This window comes from Streptomyces sp. NPDC088785, from assembly GCF_044750685.1.
Taxonomy (GTDB): Bacteria; Actinomycetota; Actinomycetes; order Streptomycetales; family Streptomycetaceae; genus Streptomyces.
In genome coordinates this window covers 137,131-152,107 of sequence record NZ_JBIVKH010000004.1, presented here as the reverse complement: position 1 = coordinate 152,107, position 14,977 = coordinate 137,131, and the positions used below count along the sequence as shown (strand labels likewise).

General features: G+C 72.2%; 14 protein-coding genes and 1 riboswitch. Of the genes, 3 read left to right on the top strand and 11 right to left on the bottom strand.

Annotated features, from left to right (window positions below):
• The first annotated feature begins 54 nt into the window (after nucleotides 1–54).
• The gene (locus ACIP5K_RS14680) at nucleotides 55–1,251 is read left to right on the top strand and encodes a Glu/Leu/Phe/Val dehydrogenase dimerization domain-containing protein (RefSeq protein WP_401409333.1); all 1,197 of its coding nucleotides are present in this window, start codon (nucleotides 55–57) and stop codon (nucleotides 1,249–1,251) included.
• A gap of 85 nt (nucleotides 1,252–1,336) precedes the next feature.
• The gene (locus ACIP5K_RS14675) at nucleotides 1,337–1,957 is read left to right on the top strand and encodes a TetR/AcrR family transcriptional regulator (protein WP_401409330.1); all 621 of its coding nucleotides are present in this window, start codon (nucleotides 1,337–1,339) and stop codon (nucleotides 1,955–1,957) included.
• A gap of 12 nt (nucleotides 1,958–1,969) precedes the next feature.
• Here the strand turns inward: ACIP5K_RS14675 and ACIP5K_RS14670 are convergent, their stop codons facing one another.
• The 3 genes from ACIP5K_RS14670 to ACIP5K_RS14660 form a co-directional block, all read right to left on the bottom strand.
• Entirely contained in the window at nucleotides 1,970–2,731 is a 762-nt protein-coding gene (locus tag ACIP5K_RS14670) for an SIMPL domain-containing protein (RefSeq protein ID WP_401409327.1), read from the bottom strand.
• A gap of 131 nt (nucleotides 2,732–2,862) precedes the next feature.
• Nucleotides 2,863–3,648 (bottom strand): SGNH/GDSL hydrolase family protein, encoded by a 786-nt coding sequence (locus tag ACIP5K_RS14665; protein WP_401410203.1) that lies wholly within the window; start codon nucleotides 3,646–3,648, stop codon nucleotides 2,863–2,865.
• 211 nt (nucleotides 3,649–3,859) lie between these two features.
• Nucleotides 3,860–4,606, bottom strand: a complete 747-nt coding sequence (locus ACIP5K_RS14660) for a LysM peptidoglycan-binding domain-containing M23 family metallopeptidase (protein ID WP_401409325.1) — start codon at nucleotides 4,604–4,606, stop codon at nucleotides 3,860–3,862.
• A 5-nt stretch (nucleotides 4,607–4,611) separates the two neighbouring features.
• A riboswitch (cyclic di-AMP (ydaO/yuaA leader) is annotated at nucleotides 4,612–4,782 on the bottom strand.
• Nucleotides 4,783–5,163: 381 nt separating this feature from the next.
• On the opposite strand from ACIP5K_RS14660, the gene ACIP5K_RS14655 reads away from it, so the two are divergent.
• Nucleotides 5,164–5,964: a tyrosine-protein phosphatase gene (locus tag ACIP5K_RS14655; RefSeq protein WP_401409322.1), complete on the top strand. Its 801-nt coding sequence runs from the start codon at nucleotides 5,164–5,166 to the stop codon at nucleotides 5,962–5,964.
• Between the two features lie 19 nt (nucleotides 5,965–5,983).
• On the opposite strand, the gene ACIP5K_RS14650 is transcribed toward ACIP5K_RS14655, so the two are convergent.
• From ACIP5K_RS14650 to shc, 8 genes are all read right to left on the bottom strand, one after another.
• Nucleotides 5,984–6,130: a DUF6126 family protein gene (locus ACIP5K_RS14650; RefSeq protein WP_401409320.1), complete on the bottom strand. Its 147-nt coding sequence runs from the start codon at nucleotides 6,128–6,130 to the stop codon at nucleotides 5,984–5,986.
• The gene (locus tag ACIP5K_RS14645) at nucleotides 6,127–6,735 is read right to left on the bottom strand and encodes a helix-turn-helix domain-containing protein (RefSeq protein ID WP_401409317.1); all 609 of its coding nucleotides are present in this window, start codon (nucleotides 6,733–6,735) and stop codon (nucleotides 6,127–6,129) included. The genes ACIP5K_RS14650 and ACIP5K_RS14645 overlap by 4 nt, the downstream gene beginning before the upstream one ends.
• Nucleotides 6,736–6,821: 86 nt before the next feature.
• Nucleotides 6,822–8,207, bottom strand: coding sequence for an aspartate aminotransferase family protein (locus tag ACIP5K_RS14640; RefSeq protein ID WP_401409315.1), 1,386 nt, complete (start codon nucleotides 8,205–8,207; stop codon nucleotides 6,822–6,824).
• Nucleotides 8,204–10,093, bottom strand: a complete 1,890-nt coding sequence (gene dxs / locus ACIP5K_RS14635) for a 1-deoxy-D-xylulose-5-phosphate synthase (protein ID WP_401409312.1) — start codon at nucleotides 10,091–10,093, stop codon at nucleotides 8,204–8,206. The genes ACIP5K_RS14640 and dxs overlap by 4 nt, the downstream gene beginning before the upstream one ends.
• A 39-nt stretch (nucleotides 10,094–10,132) precedes the next feature.
• A complete protein-coding gene (ispG, locus tag ACIP5K_RS14630; protein WP_401409310.1) occupies nucleotides 10,133–11,296 on the bottom strand; it encodes a flavodoxin-dependent (E)-4-hydroxy-3-methylbut-2-enyl-diphosphate synthase in 1,164 nt (387 codons plus the stop codon).
• A 7-nt stretch (nucleotides 11,297–11,303) separates the two neighbouring features.
• A complete protein-coding gene (gene hpnH / locus ACIP5K_RS14625; protein ID WP_401409308.1) occupies nucleotides 11,304–12,326 on the bottom strand; it encodes an adenosyl-hopene transferase HpnH in 1,023 nt (340 codons plus the stop codon).
• Between the two features lie 6 nt (nucleotides 12,327–12,332).
• The gene (locus ACIP5K_RS14620) at nucleotides 12,333–12,992 is read right to left on the bottom strand and encodes a 1-hydroxy-2-methyl-2-butenyl 4-diphosphate reductase (RefSeq protein ID WP_401409305.1); all 660 of its coding nucleotides are present in this window, start codon (nucleotides 12,990–12,992) and stop codon (nucleotides 12,333–12,335) included.
• A complete protein-coding gene (gene shc / locus ACIP5K_RS14615; RefSeq protein WP_401409302.1) occupies nucleotides 12,992–14,977 on the bottom strand; it encodes a squalene--hopene cyclase in 1,986 nt (661 codons plus the stop codon). The genes ACIP5K_RS14620 and shc overlap by 1 nt, the downstream gene beginning before the upstream one ends.

Genomic DNA, 14,977 nt, shown 5'->3' with positions numbered 1-14,977 from the left:
AATCGACTGGAGGATCCCCGTCCCCGTCCCGCCCGCCACCTCCGAGGAGACCGCATGACGACCCCCGCAGCCACCACCGGTCCGCTGATCGAACTGACCTGGACCGACCACGTCAGCGGCCGCAAGGGCTATCTGGTCGTCGACCGGCTCGTGCGCGGGGTGTCCAGCGGCGGCCTGCGGATGCGTCCGGGCTGCACCCTCGACGAGGTGGCCGGGCTCGCGCGCGGCATGACGATGAAGGAGGCGCTGCACTACGACCCGCGGAGCCGCTACATCCCGCTCGGCGGCGCCAAGGGCGGCATCGACTGCGACCCGCGCGACCCGGCCGCGTACGGCGTCCTGGTGCGGTACCTGAAGGCGATGCGCCCCTACATCGAGTCGGTGTGGACGACGGGCGAGGACCTCGGGCTCAGCCAGGACCTGGTCGACGAGGCGGCGGCCGAGGCGGGGCTCGTCTCGTCGATCCAGGCGGTGTACCCGCTGCTCGACGACGAGGCGGCCGCGCGCGAGCGGCTCGCCGCCGCCTTCGCGGTCGACGTGGACGGCATCGGCCTCGACGCACTGGTGGGCGGCTGCGGCGTCGCCGAGTCGGTGCTGGCGGCGCTCGACCGCGCGGGCGTCCCGCACGCGGGCGCCCGGGTCGCGCTCCAGGGGCTGGGCACGATGGGCGGCGCCACCGCCCGCTTCCTCGCGCGCGCGGGCCTCAAGGTCGTCGCGGTCGCGGACCTCGGGGGCACGGTCGCCCACCCGGACGGCCTCGACGTGGAGGCGCTGCTCGCGGCCCGGGACGCGCACGGCACGGTGGACCGCTCGGCGCTGCGGGCCGGGGACCGTGACCTGCCGGGCGACGCCTGGCTCTCGGCCGACGCCGACGTCCTGGTGCCGGCCGCCGTGTCGTACGCGATCGACGCCGTGAACCAGCGGCGGATCACCGCCCGGTGGATCGTCGAGGCCGCCAACATGCCGGTCCTGCCGGACGCGGAGGCCCTGCTGGCGGAGCGCGGCGTCACGGTCCTGCCGGACGTGGTCGTCAACTCCGGGACGAACGCCTGGTGGTGGTGGACCCTCTTCGGCGACATCGGCGCCGACGCGGACGAGGCGTTCGCCCACACCCGGCGCGCCCTGCGCACGCTCGTCGACCGGACGCTGGCCCGCGCGGAGCGGGACGGGACGACGCCGCGGGCCGCCGCGCACGCGCTCGTCGCCGACCGGCTGCCCGTCCTCGCGGAGCGCTTCGGGTGGTACCGCTGACCGCGCCCGGTGCCCCTGCCGCCGGCGTTCGGCCGTACCGCGGGAGCCGGCCCGCCGGGCGCCCCGAGCAACTAGGGTGGCCCGGGTGACCAGAGTCCGGTTGAGCGTGGCGGAACGGCGCGAGGAACTGCTGCGGGCCGCCATCGAACAGATCGAGGCACGCGGTGTCGCCGCCGTGCGCATCTCCGACGTGGCCTCGGCGCTGGGGGTGAGCAACGCGCTGGTGCTGTACCACTTCTCGACGAAGGAGAAGCTCGTCTCGGCCGCGTTCACGCACGCCGCCGAGGACGACCTGGCCCGCCTGCGCAAGCTGCTCGGCCGGCGGACCACGGCGCTGAAGCGGCTGCGCGCGGCGGTGCGCTGGTACGCGCCCACCGGCCAGGCCAAGGGCTGGCGGCTGTGGATCGAGGGCTGGGCCGTGGCCCTGCGCGAACCGGCGCTGCGCGAGGTGACGGGCGACCTGGACCGGCGGTGGAAGGCGGCCCTCGCCGAGGTCGTCGCCGAAGGGGTGGCGGCGGGCGAGTTCAGCTGTCCCGACCCGATGGCCGCGGCGCTGCGCCTGACGGCCCTCCTCGACGGTCTCGCCGTGCAGATGACGACCTACGGGGGCGCCGTGTCCCGGGCCCGCACCCAGGAGTGGGTGGACGACGCGCTGGCCCGCGAACTGGGCCTGGAGCGGGCCCAGTTGACGTCGTCCGCCCGCTGACCTCGCCCGCCGTCACCGCAGTTCGTACACCTCGGTGACACCGACCTGGTCCTCGATCGTGCCGGGGGCCACGGGCACCTTCGCGGCGGCGTCGCCGAAGGCCGACATCGGCAGGGTGACGGGCCGCGCGCGGCCCTGGGAGTCCTCCCGCAGCGACACCAGGCGGCCGAGCCGGCGCCCGCTCAGCTTGGCGTACTGGACGGCCTTGCGGTGCGCGTCCGCGTGGGCGGCGGCGCGCGCGTGGGAGCGCAGGGCGGCCGGGTCCGCGACGTCGAAGACGACCCCGTCGACGCGGCCGGCGTCGCCGGTCGCGTCGGACACTGCCTGGAGCACGGCGCCGGTGCGCGCGAGGTCGCGGACGGTCACGGAGAAGGTCTGGGCGGCCTGGTAGCCGGTCACCTCGGAGGGGTCGCCGGGCTGCGGGCCGGAGGCCCGGACGGCGGTCAGGGAGAGGTTCTCGGTGCGCACGTCCCGGTCGGCGACGCCCGCCGCGCGCACGGCGCCGAGGAGCGCGTCCGCGGCGGCGCTCTGCGCGGCCAGGGCCTCCTTGCCGGTGGGCCGGGTGACCTCGACGCCCGCGGTGACGACCGCGAGGTCCGGGTCGGCGGTGGCCCGGCCCTCGCCGGTGACGGTCACCGTCGCCCGCTCGGGCGCCCGGGCCGCGCGGACGGTGGCCGGCGTCGCCGCGGGTGCCGCGGCGGCGGGCACCGCCGCCGTCCCGACGGCGAGCAGGGCGGCGGCGACGGCCACGCGATGACGGGTGCGTACGGGCATGGGGGCGGGTCCTTCCGTCGGGTCCGCCGAGAGGCGGGCAGCCGACATCCCAGCACCCGCACGGGCCCGCCGGCGGACGCCACTCCGCCCGGTCACCTCACCGGCTCAGGAACGGCCGGTCGGGGGCCGGTTCAGGAGGCGGACTGCAACTGGAGCTTGATCTCGTGCGGGTCGAGGACGCCCTTCGCCTGCACGCGGTCGCCGGAGGACTCGCCGCGCAGCCGGCGCCCGATCCACGGCACCAGGAACTCGCGCGCCCAGTGCATGTCGTCGCGCCGGATCGCGAACGTGCCGCGCGGCGGCAGCAGCGGCCAGCTCTGTTCCGGGTCGGCGGGCACCTCGATGCCCAGGGCCTGGGCGGCGCGCAGCGCGACGCGGGTGTGCCCCTCCGCGGCGAGGTGCAGCCGGTCGCCGTCCCAGGCCCTGCGGTCCTGGATGGACCGCAGGGACCACAGGTCGAGCATCACGCAGTCGTACCGGTCGGCGATGGCCCGCACGTGCATGTTGTAGGTGGCGATCTTGCCGCGCAGGTGCTTGAGGACGGCGACGTCACGGGTGTCGAAGCCGGTGGCGACCAGCACGGTGCCGGCGGCGCCGGAGAGCCGGGCCACGGCCTTCTCGAAGCGCTCGGCCACGTCGTCCGGGTCGGTGCCGGGACGGATGATGTCGTTGCCGCCCGCGACGAAGGACACCAGGTCGGGAGCGAGTTCGAGGGCGCGCGGGAGCTGGTCCTCGACGACCTGGTCGAGGAGCTTGCCGCGCACGGCGAGGTTCGCGTAGCGGAAGGTGTCCTCGGGCGCACGGTCGTCCAGGAGGACGGCGAGCCGGTCGGCCCAGCCGACGAAGGTCCCGCCGGGGCCGGGGTCCCCGACGCCCTCGGTGAAGCTGTCCCCCATCGCCGCGTAGGAACGGATCAGGCCGCCGTCCTGCGCGTGCGTCGCGTGGGCCGGGGTCGGTGCGTCCGTGAGTGCTCTCGATTCGTTTGCCACGACCACACATCTTTCACCCCGGCGTGTGACCTACGCGACCGTAACCAGGGGTTGACGAGTGGTGACAAACCACACCCGGCCCCCAGGGAATATCTGGGGGCCGGGTGTGGCGCACGGGGCGTACGGGGCGTGCCGTGGGTCAGCCGGTGACGCCGTGGCCGCGCAGGTAGGCGACCGGGTCGACGTCCGAGCCGTAGTTCGGGGTCGTGCGGATCTCGAAGTGCAGGTGCGGTCCGGTCACGTTGCCGGTCGCGCCGGACAGGCCGATCCGGGCGCCGGCCGTGACCGTCTGCCCCGCGGAGACGCCGACCGAGGACAGGTGGGCGTACTGGGAGTAGTAGCCGTCGGCGTTCTCGATGACGATCTGGTTGCCGTACGCGCCGCCGTCGCCCGCGGAGACCACGGTGCCGTTCGCGACGGCCTTGACCGGGGTGCCGGTGGGCACGACGAAGTCGGTGCCGGTGTGGTAGCCGCTGGACCACATGGCGCCGTTCGCGTGGTACGGCGTGCCGGCGGAGCCCTCGACGGGCATCGCGTAACCGCCGCCGGTGGTGGCGCTCGCCGGGGTGGCCGAGCCGCCCGCGCCGCCGAGGGTGAGCTTCGTGCCGGCCTTGATCAGGGACGCGTCGGCGCCGATGACGCTCCTGTTGTCCTGGTAGAGCCGCTTCCAGCCGCCCTCGACGTGCCGGTTCTGGGCGATCTTCGCGAGGGTGTCGCCGGACTTCACGGTGTACGTGGCCGGCGCGGCCCCGGCGGAGTCCGCGGCCTGCGCCCCGGTGGCACCGATGAGGGGCAGCGCGAGGGCGGCGCCCGAGACGGTGGTGAGGGCGGCGGCGCGGGTGGCGCGGCGGGTCTTCGGACGGCGGTGCTTCGCCTGTGCGGACATGGCGCTTTTCCTCTCCGTCGCCTGCGGGGTGAGCTGTCGGGTTCGGACGGGAGATGTCCGGCCGGATCCCGGGAAGGAGTCCGGCTGCACCCCGAGCCACGTCGGGAATTCCCTCGGCGGCGTACTGCCTGTGGGTCCCCCGCTCCTGCCGTCACGGGTTGTGGTGGGAACTCCGGGCGGCGGCAGGATTCGGCGTTCCGTCCGGTGTGATGGGTGACCGTAGGACAGGAATACGGGCCGCGACAAACAGCGCATTCGCCTTTCGGGATTCTGGTTGATCGTTTACGGGATTCCGCTGTGACCCTCTGTCGATGCCGCGCCTTTACCGGCGCCAATTCCTCCGGGAATTCCGCTCCCCGGCGATCGGGAGATCAACCACGCACCGTCACCGATATGAGCCCGCTCACGCACACGTACACAATCTTCCCCCACGTACGGATACTTGGTACTTAAAGGGGCAAAACAGACGGATGGTTGCCCGGGGAATCCATGTCGTATCGTCGGGTGCAGGCCCACCGGCGAGCGGCGCCGGCGCGCCCGATGCGGAGGAGCCCCACGTGACGCAGCACGCCCCGTCCACCGAGCCCGAACTGACCGCCGTGCGCAACTTCCGCGACGTGGGCGGCCTTCCGACCGTGGACGGCGGCCGCGTACGGCCCGGCGTGCTCTTCCGCAGCGGCCACCTCGCGCACGCCACCGCCGAGGACGCCGCGTTCCTGGCCTCCCTCGGGCTGCACACCGTCTTCGACTTCCGCAACGCGGCGGACCAGAAGCTGGAGGGCGCCGACGTCGAGCTGCCCGGCGTGCGCAACGTGAACCTGCCGCTGTCCGACCCGGCCGACGGCGCCGAGTTCTGGAAGATGGTGCGCGACGGCGACACCGACCAGCTGCGCGGGCTGCTCTCCGACGGGCGCGGCGCGCAGCGCATGATCACCTCGTATCGGAGCATCATCGGCGACCGCACCGCCGAGCACAGCCGGGTGCTGCACGCGATGGCCGACGACAGCACGCCGGCCCTGATGCACTGCGCGGCCGGCAAGGACCGTGCGGGCCTGTCCATCGCCGTGACGCTGCTCGCCGTCGGCGTCGAGCGGGACGCCATCGAGGCGGACTACCTGAAGTCGAACGAGCGGCACCGCCGCTACCGGGTCCGCCGCAACGGCACCGGCGCGGACGACGCCTACTCGGCCGAGGTGATGGAGCTGCTCGCGCCGCTCTTCGACGCCCGCGCCGAGTACCTGCACGCGGCCTTCGAGACCATCGAGCAGACGTGGGGCACCACGGACCGCTACTTCACGGAGGGGCTGCGGCTCGACGCGGCCGCCCGCGACCGGCTGCGCGAGCGCCTCGTCGACTGATCGGCGGCGCGGGGCCCCGTCAGCGGCTGCCGCCGAGCGTGAACAGCAGGTAGACGAACGCGGCGAAGGCGTGTCCCACGAAGACGTAGATCAGGACGCGCACCCAGATGCCGCGCGGCAGCTTGTCCTCGATGTCGCGGCCGCCCGGCCGTTCTGCGTCGCTCATGACATGCCTCCCAGGCACAGTGCGGTCGTCGGGCTCTGGAGCAGGGTGTGGACGAAGAGCAGGTCGGACCCGCCGCTGTCCGCGGCCGCGATGCGGTGCGGGGTGAGCGAGTCGAAGTGGGCGCTGTCCCCAGGACCGAGCCGGTGGGTCGTGTCCCCCAGGCGCAGCCGCAGCCGCCCTTCGAGGACGTAGAGCCACTCCTCACCGGGGTGGACGCGCACGATGTCGCCCTGCGCGCCGTACGGGACGTGCACGCGCAGGGCCTGCATGCCGCGCCCGGAGGCGCCGGCCTGGACGTAGGTCCAGCCGCCCGCCTCGGTGGCCTCCATGGTTCCGGCGCGCACGACGGCGTCGCGATCGGCGGGGGCCTCGCCGAGGAGTTCGGAGACCGTCGTACCGTAGGTGCGGGCGAGTGCGAGCAGCATCGGCAGCGAGGGCTGGCGCTGGCCGGTCTCCAGCCGGGAGAGATGGGCCGGTGACAGGCCGGCCGTGCGGGCCGCGGACTCCAGGGTGAGCGAGGCGCGGCGGCGCAGGGCGCGCAGCTGGGGCGCGACGGCGGGCAGCTCCGGGGGTTCCGGAGCCTCCTCGGGGAGGGCAGGGCTCATACCGTCGATTCAGCCAGAGCCCTGCCCCCGAGGCAAATTTATTGCCCCAGAGGCAAGTCCGCTGCGGCGATCGTGCCCCGGTCCGGTCAGCGGATGGCGACCGCCTGCTTCACCAGGGTCTTCCCGAAGTCCCACATCAGCCCACCACCGCCGTGCGCGTCGTCCATGACGGCGGTGAACGCCTCGACGAACCGCTCGACGTCCGCCTCGTCGATCACGAGCGGCGGGATCAGCTTGATGACCTCCAGGTGGTCCCCGGAGACCTGGGTCAGGATCCGGTGCTTCTGCAACAGCGGCACCACGACCATCTGCGCGAACAGGCCCTTGCGCGCGGCCTGCAACATCGTCCAGCGGCTGCGCAGCTTCAGCGACCGGGGCCTGCCGAACTCGATCCCGATCATCAGGCCGCGTCCGCGGACGTCGCTCAGCAGCTCGTAGCGGTCGATGAGCGCCGCGAGGCGGGTGCGCAGCAGATCCCCCATGGCCCGCGCGTTCGCGACGGTCTCCTCGTCCTCCATCACGGAGAGCACGGCGAGGCCGGCGGCCATGGCCTGCGCGTTGGAGCCGAAGCTCGCCGAGTGGACCAGGACCCGGTCCATGGACGAGTAGACCTTCTTGAAGATCCAGTCCTTGCCGAGCGTTGCGCCGACGGGCACGTAGCCGCCGGAGAGCGCCTTGGCGACGCACACCAGGTCCGGCTCGACGCCCTCGTCGTTCTGGTAGGCGTAGAAGTCGCCGGTGCGGCCGAGGCCGGTCTGCACCTCGTCGGCGATGAGCAACGCCTTGTGCTGGTGCAGGAGTTGCTGCGCGGCGCGCAGGTAGCCGGGCGGCGCCTCGTGCACGCCCTTGCCCTGGATGGGCTCGACGATGAGCGCGGCCACGTCCCCCTTCCCCAGCTCGCGCGCCAGCGCGTCGAGGTCGCCGAGCGGGACGGCGGTGTCGGGCAGCAGCGGGGCGAACCCGTCGCGGAAGCCGTCCTCGCCGTTGACCGACAGCGAGCCGGTGGTCAGGCCGTGGAAGGCGTGGGCGCAGTAGAGCACCCGCGGCTTCCCGGTGGCGAAGCGGGCGAACTTCAGCGCCGTCTCGACCGCCTCCGTACCGCTGTTGCCGAAGAACACCCGGTCCAGGTGCGGACTGTGGGTGAGCAGCTTCTCGGCGAGCAGTCCCGGCAGCGGCTGGCAGTCGAACCGGGTGAGGTCGGCGAGGGAGGCGTCGAGGACGTCGTGCAGCGCCTTGCGGACGACGGGGTGGTGGCGGCCCAGGCCCATGACGCCGAAACCGGCGAGCATGTCCAGGTAGTCGTTGCCGTCCGCGTCCCAGAAGTGGGCGCCCTCGGCCCGCTCGTAGACCTTGTCGAAGCCGATGGTGTGCAGCATCTTCGGCAGTTGGTGGTTGAGGTACTTGGCGTGCAGCTCGTACCGTTCGGCGCCGCGCTCGGCGAGCAGCGTGCCGAGGTCGAACTCCTTGCTCATGCGTGGTTCTCCTTGCCGGACTTCGAACTGAGGGAGGTGCTGATCCGCCCGGCGATCTCCACCGGGGTCAGCCCGATGTCGGCCAGCACCTCACCGCGCTTGGCGTGCGCGAGGAACTGCTCGGGGATCCCGAACCGCCGTACGGGGACGTCGACATCGGCGTCACCGAGCGCGAGGGCGACGGCGGAGCCGACTCCGGCGGCCCTGCTGTTGTCCTCGACGACGGCGACGAGTTCGTGCCCGGCGGCCAGCGGCGCGAGGGCCGGGTCGACGGGCTTGACCCAGCGGGGGTCGACGACGGTGCAGTCGATGCCGCGGGCGGCCAGCAGCTCGGCGGTCTGGAGGCAGACCGGGGCCATGACGCCGACGGACACGAGCAGCACGCGCGGGTGGTCGGACCGGTGGAGTACGTCGATGCCGCCCACCCGGTCGACGGCCGGGAGCACGGCGCCCACGGACTCCTTGGGGAAGCGCAGCACGGTCGGCGCGTCGTCCACGGCGACGGCCTCGCGCAGCTGGGCGCGGAGCTGGTCGGCGTCGCGCGGCGCGGCGATCCGCAGCCCCGGCACGACCTGGAGCACGGACATGTCCCACATGCCGTTGTGGGAGGCGCCGTCGACCCCGGTGACCCCGGCCCGGTCCAGGACGAAGGTGACGCCGCTCTTGTGCAGCGCCACGTCCATGAGGAGCTGGTCGAAGGCGCGGTTGAGGAAGGTCGCGTAGACGGCGACGACGGGATGGAGTCCGCCGGTGGCCAGCCCGGCGGCGGACACGGCGGCGTGCTGCTCGGCGATGCCGACGTCCCAGACCCGGTCGGGGAACTCGGCGGCGAACTTCGTCAGGCCCACCGGGTGCAGCATGGCCGCGGTGATGGCGACGACGTCCGCGCGCTCCCGGCCGATCGCGGCGATCTCGTCGCCGAACACCGACGTCCAGGACGGGCCGCCGGCGGGGGTGAGCGGTTCGCAGGTGAGCGGGTCCATCACGCCGACCGTGTGGAAGCGGTCGGCCTCGTCGGCGAGGGCCGGCTCGTAGCCGCGGCCCTTCTCGGTCAGGCAGTGCACGAGGACCGGCCCGTGGAAGCGCTTGGCGCGGCGCAGCGCGGACTCCATCGCGCCGATGTCGTGCCCGTCGATGGGCCCCACGTACTTCAGGCCCAGGTCCTCGAACATGCCCTGCGGGGCGAACGCGTCCTTGAAGCCCTTCTTCGCGCCGTGCAGGGACTCGTAGACGGTGTGGCCCACGACGGGGGTGCGCAGCAGCACGTCCTTGCCCCAGGCCAGCACCTTCTCGTAGCCGTCGGTCGTGCGCAGCGTGGCCAGGTGGTTGGCGAGGCCCCCGATGGTGGGCGCGTAGGAGCGCTCGTTGTCGTTGACCACGATGATCAGCGGGCGGTCCCGGGCCGCGGCGATGTTGTTCAGCGCCTCCCAGGCCATGCCGCCGGTCAGCGCGCCGTCGCCGATGACGGCGACGACGTGTCCGCGCTCCCCCTGCACCTGGCGGGCCTTGGCGAGTCCGTCCGCCCAGCCGAGGGCGGTGGAGGCATGGCTGTTCTCGACGATGTCGTGCTCGGACTCCTCGCGCGAGGGGTAGCCGGACAGGCCGCCCTTGCCGCGGAGCTTGCTGAAGTCCTGACGCCCGGTCAGGATCTTGTGCACGTAGCTCTGGTGGCCGGTGTCCCAGACGAGCCGGTCGACGGGCGACTCGAAGACCCGGTGGAGCGCGATGGAGAGTTCCACCACGCCCAGGTTGGGCCCGAGGTGTCCGCCGGTTCTCGCCACCGCGTGGATCAGGAACTCCCTGATCTCCACGGCGAGTTCTTCGAGCTCCTCCTCGCTCAGCGCCTTCAGATCGCGCGGCCCCCGGATGGTTTCCAGAATCGTCACGCTCGAGCCCCCTTCCTGGTCGAACCGACAGCCCTGCACTCAGCTCACGGTGACGTCGGGCGCGCCCGACGCGACGCCGTCCTTCTCCAGCTGTTCGGCGATCTTCATCGCCTCCTCGATGAGCGTCTCCACGATCTTCGACTCGGGGACGGTCTTGACGACCTCGCCCTTGACGAAGATCTGCCCCTTGCCGTTCCCCGACGCGACGCCGAGGTCGGCCTCGCGGGCCTCCCCCGGCCCGTTCACGACACAGCCCATGACGGCCACCCGCAGCGGCACCTCCATGCCGTCGAGTCCGGCGGTCACCTCGTCGGCGAGCCGGTACACGTCCACCTGGGCCCGCCCGCAGGACGGGCAGGAGACGATCTCCAGGCGCCGCTGCCGCAGTCCCAGCGACTCCAGGATCTGGATGCCGACCTTGCACTCCTCGGCCGGCGGCGCGGACAGCGAGACCCGGATGGTGTCGCCGATGCCCTCGGCGAGCAGCGCGCCGAAGGCGACGGCCGACTTGACGGTGCCCTGGAAGGCGGGGCCGGCCTCCGTCACCCCGAGGTGCAGCGGGTAGTCGCACGCGGCGGCGAGCTGCCGGTACGCGTTGACCATCACCACGGGGTCGTTGTGCTTGACGGAGATCTTGAGGTCGCGGAAGCCGTGCTCCTCGAAGAGCGACGCCTCCCACAGCGCCGATTCCACGAGCGCCTCCGGCGTCGCCCTCCCGTACTTCTGGAGCAGGCGGCGGTCGAGCGATCCCGCGTTGACCCCGATCCTGATGGGGGTGCCGGCGTCGGCCGCCGCCCGCGCGATCTGCTTGACCTGGTCGTCGAACTGCTTGATGTTGCCGGGGTTCACCCGCACCGCCGCGCATCCGGCGTCGATGGCGGCGAACACGTACTTGGGCTGGAAGTGGATGTCCGCGACGACGGGGATCTGCGACTTGCGCGCGATGGTCGCGAGCGCGTCGGCGTCGTCCTGCGTGGGGCACGCCACCCGCACGATCTGACAGCCGGAGGCGGTCAGTTCCGCGATCTGCTGGAGCGTGGCCCCGATGTCCGAGGTCCGTGTGGTCGTCATCGACTGCACGGACACCGGTGCGCCGCCTCCCACCGCCACCGGTCCGACCATGATCCGGCGGCTGGCACGCCGCTCGGCGATGGGTCGGACCGGTACCTCGGGGAGGCCCAGTGAGACGGGCTCTCCGTTCATGCCATGCTCACCCACGATTCCCGGCGACGGTCTCGGACATGGCGCGGATGGACTCCTTCAGCGACCCCATCGTGGCGAGCACGGCCGTCGGCTCGTACCCGCAGTGCGCCATGCAGTTGGCGCAGCGCGGGTCCTTGCCCCGCCCGTACGCCTCCCAGTCGGTGTCCTCGATCAGCTGCCGGTACGAGGGCACGTACCCGTCGCTCATCAGGTAGCAGGGCTTCTGCCAGCCGAAGAGCGAGTAGTTCGGGATCGCCCACGCCGTGCACGGGAAGTCGACCTTGCCCTCCAGGAAGTCCAGGAAGAGCGGCGAGTGGTTGAGCCGCCAGCGCCGCCGGTTGCCACCGGAGAACGCCTTCTTGAACAGCTCCCGGGTCTGCGTGACCCCGAGGAAGTGCTCCTGGTCGGGCGCCTTCTCGTACGCGTAGGCGGGCGAGATCATCATCTCGTCGACCTTGAGGTCGTCGTTGAGGTAGTTCATCACCTCGATGATGTTCTGCGGGGTGTCCGTGTTGAAGAAGGTCGAGTTCGTGGTGACCCGGAAGCCGCGCCGCTTGGCCTCCTTGATCGCCTCGACCGCCTCGTCGAAGACGCCTTCCTTGGCGACGGACTCGTCGTGACGCTCGCGCATCCCGTCGATGTGCACCGTGAAGGCGAAGAACGGCGACGGCTTGAACTTGTCCATCTTCTTGCGCATCAGCAGCGCGTTGGTGCACAGGAAGACGTACTTCTTCCTGGCCACCAACTGCCGCACGATCTCGTCGATCTGAGGGTGCATCAGCGGCTCGCCGCCGGCGATCGACACCATCGGCGCGCCGGACTCCAGCACGGCGCCGACGGCCTGCGCGACGGGCATGCGCTGCTTGAGCACGCCCGCCGGGTGCTGGATCTTGCCGCAGCCCTCGCACTTGAGGTTGCAGGCGTAGAGCGGTTCCAGTTCGACAATGAGCGGGAACTTGTCCCGCTTGCGGATCTTCTGTTCAGCGAGATACGTCGCAACCTTGATGGACTGTCGCAGTGGCATGGCCATCTGGGCTCACCTCCGAGGGAGCAGCAAAGAACGGTGCCATTCGAAAAAAGCGGGAAGGACGGCACGAAGGACGCGGAAAGCAGATAGTCCACCGCGCACCGTGCTGATTCTGACGAGTTCGTGTTCCGGGGCGTCGACGACCACCCGGACGGCCGCAACCGGGCGCTCTCCGGCCCCGACCGCCGTGCGCAGCGTGGCCGCCGACTCCATGTCGACCGCGATCGCGCCGGTGGCCAGCAGGTCGCCGCGCTCGTGGCCGCGGACGACGTGGTCGGAGCCGGTGAGCGGGCCGGTGTGCACGGTCCGTCCGGGCACGGCCCTCACCAGTTCCTCGACGAGCAGTTCCGTGTTCACGCACGGGGTGCTGCCGTGCCCGTCGCGGGTCTCCTGGGCCACGACGAGGTCGCCGGGGTGCATACCGGGCGCGAGCCCGGCGCAGAACCCGGTGGCGATCACCGCGGCCCCGCGCAGCCCCTCGTCGCCGAGGGCGCGGGCCGTCGCCCGCTCGGCGGCCCTGGGCCCCATGCCCGTGCGCAGCACGGTCACGGGAGTGCGCGCACCGGCCCGGCCGCCGGTGCGCAGCGCGAACTGCTCGATGCCCAGCGCGCAGGCGACGAGCAGCGCGGCGGTGTCCGGTGGGCGCACGGCCACCGGGTCGTCGCCCATCAGGCGTCCTTGAACGGCTCGCCGTGGACGTACCGGCCGAGCGCGGTCAGCGGGAAGACCTGCCGGTACAGGTGGTAGTTGATCGAGAAGTCCCAGGGGAAGCCGGTCCCGGTGAAGTACGGCTCGTCCCAGGTGCCGTCCTCGGTCTGGGTCTCGGCGAGGAAGGCGATCCCCCGCTCGACGGCCTTGGTGTCCCGCTCGCCGGCCGACAGCAGCGCCATCAGCGCCCAGGCGGTCTGCGAGGCGGTGGAGACGCCGTGCCCCTTCCAGTCCTCGTAGCGGTACGAGCGCAGGTCCTCGCCCCAGCCGCCGTCCTCGTTCTGGACCGACTCCAGCCAGTCGACGGCGCGGCGGATCGCGGGGTGCGTGACGGGCAGCCCGGCGGCGGTGAGCGCGGGCACCACGGATCCGGTGCCGTAGACGTAGTTGACGCCCCAGCGGCCGAACCAGGCCCCGTTGTCCTCCTGTTCGGCGAGCAGCCAGTCGACGCCGCGGCGGGTGCTCGGTTCGTGCGAGCGGCCCTCGATGGCGAGCATCTCGACGACGTGCCCGGTGACGTCGGCGGACGGCGGGTCGATGACCTCGCCGAAGTCGCAGAACGGCAGCCGGTTGGGGAACGGGCTGGTGTTGTCGACGTCGAAGGCGCCCCACGCCCCGTTCTTCGACTGCATCCCGAGGTTCCAGCGCACACCGCGCTCGATGGCCCGCTCCAGGCGCGCCTTGTCCGGGTGGTCGACCCGGCGCAGGGCGAGCACGACCTCGGCGGTGTCGTCGATGTCGGGGTAGTTGTCGTTGTGGAACTCGAAGGCCCAGCCGCCGGGCTCCAGCGCGGGCTTGCGCACCGACCAGTCGCCGGGCCGCTCGATCTGCTCGTCGATCATCCAGGTGGCGGCCTTGACGAGCGCCGGGTGGTCGCCGGGCAGTCCGGCGTCGGCGAGCGCGATGGTGGCCAGACAGGTGTCCCAGACGGGCGACTGGCAGGCCTCGATCATCCGCGAGCCGTCCTCGCGCCAGACCGCGAACCGGTCGAGGGAGGCGAGGCCGGCCTTCAGGACGGGGTGGTCGAGGTCGTAGCCGAGCAGGTGCAGGGCGATGACCGAGTAGACCGCGGGCGGCTGGATGCCGCCCCAGCAGCCGTCGTTCTCCTGCCGCTCGATGATCCAGCGCCCGGCCGAGTTGACGGCGGCCTTGCGCAGCCGCTTCAGGGCCACCTTCTGATAGCCGTGCATGAGCTTGTCGAGCCGCTGGAACGCGCCGTCCCAACTCACCACGGGGGCAAGGGGCTTGGCCGGGTTCGGGTCGCGGCTGTCGGTGTGCAGCTCGTCCAGCGCGAACGGCGCGGGCCGCACCGGGCGCTTCGCGGACACGATGGTGAGGGGCACGATGGTCTGCCGCGCCCAGCACCCGAAGTCGTAGATGTTGAGCGGCATCCACTTCGGGAAGAAGATGAGCTCGGGCGGGAGTTCGGGGAGGTCGTCCCACTTCCACCAGCCGAACAGGGCCAGCCAGATCCGGGTGAAGACGCGGCTCGCGGCGATGCCGCCGCGCTCGCGCACCCATGCGGCGGCCTTCGCCATGTGCGGGTCGTCCGGGGCGTCGCCGGCCAGCCGCAGGGCGACGTACGCCTCGATGGTGGTGGAGAGTTCGCCGGGCCCGCCGTAGAAGGTGGCCCAGGTGCCGTCGTCCCGCTGCTCGCCGCGGATGAAGAGCGCGGAGGCATCGGTGGTGGCCTGGTCGCGGATCCCGAGGAACTGCCGGAGCAGCAGGTCCTCGGCGTCCATCGTCACGTTGGTGTCGAGGTCACCCTTCCACCACCCCTGGGCGTCCTGCCGGGCGAGCAGGAAGTCCGTGGCGCGCTGTATGGCTCGGGTGGCGGCGTGGAGTGTCCCGGCCGCCTCGGGGGTCGTGTCGGTCAGGGGGGCAGTGGTGGCCGAGGACGCTTCGGGAGCTGCCGCTCCGGTGCTTCCGTCGGTCGTCGCTGTCAT

Bases quoted from the DNA above. Each gene is read 5' to 3' on its own strand.
- shc (WP_401409302.1), bottom strand. From the start codon at position 14,977: ATGACAGCGACGACCGACGGAAGCACCGGAGCGGCAGCTCCCGAAGCG.
- ACIP5K_RS14645 (WP_401409317.1), bottom strand. From the start codon at position 6,735: ATGAGCCCTGCCCTCCCCGAGGAGGCTCCGGAACCCCCGGAGCTGCCC.
- ACIP5K_RS14670 (WP_401409327.1), bottom strand. From the start codon at position 2,731: ATGCCCGTACGCACCCGTCATCGCGTGGCCGTCGCCGCCGCCCTGCTC.
- ACIP5K_RS14680 (WP_401409333.1), top strand. From the start codon at position 55: ATGACGACCCCCGCAGCCACCACCGGTCCGCTGATCGAACTGACCTGG.
- ispG (WP_401409310.1), bottom strand. From the start codon at position 11,296: ATGAACGGAGAGCCCGTCTCACTGGGCCTCCCCGAGGTACCGGTCCGA.
- ACIP5K_RS14660 (WP_401409325.1), bottom strand. From the start codon at position 4,606: ATGTCCGCACAGGCGAAGCACCGCCGTCCGAAGACCCGCCGCGCCACC.
- ACIP5K_RS14650 (WP_401409320.1), bottom strand. From the start codon at position 6,130: ATGAGCGACGCAGAACGGCCGGGCGGCCGCGACATCGAGGACAAGCTG.
- ACIP5K_RS14640 (WP_401409315.1), bottom strand. From the start codon at position 8,207: ATGAGCAAGGAGTTCGACCTCGGCACGCTGCTCGCCGAGCGCGGCGCC.
- hpnH (WP_401409308.1), bottom strand. From the start codon at position 12,326: ATGGCCATGCCACTGCGACAGTCCATCAAGGTTGCGACGTATCTCGCT.
- ACIP5K_RS14620 (WP_401409305.1), bottom strand. From the start codon at position 12,992: ATGGGCGACGACCCGGTGGCCGTGCGCCCACCGGACACCGCCGCGCTG.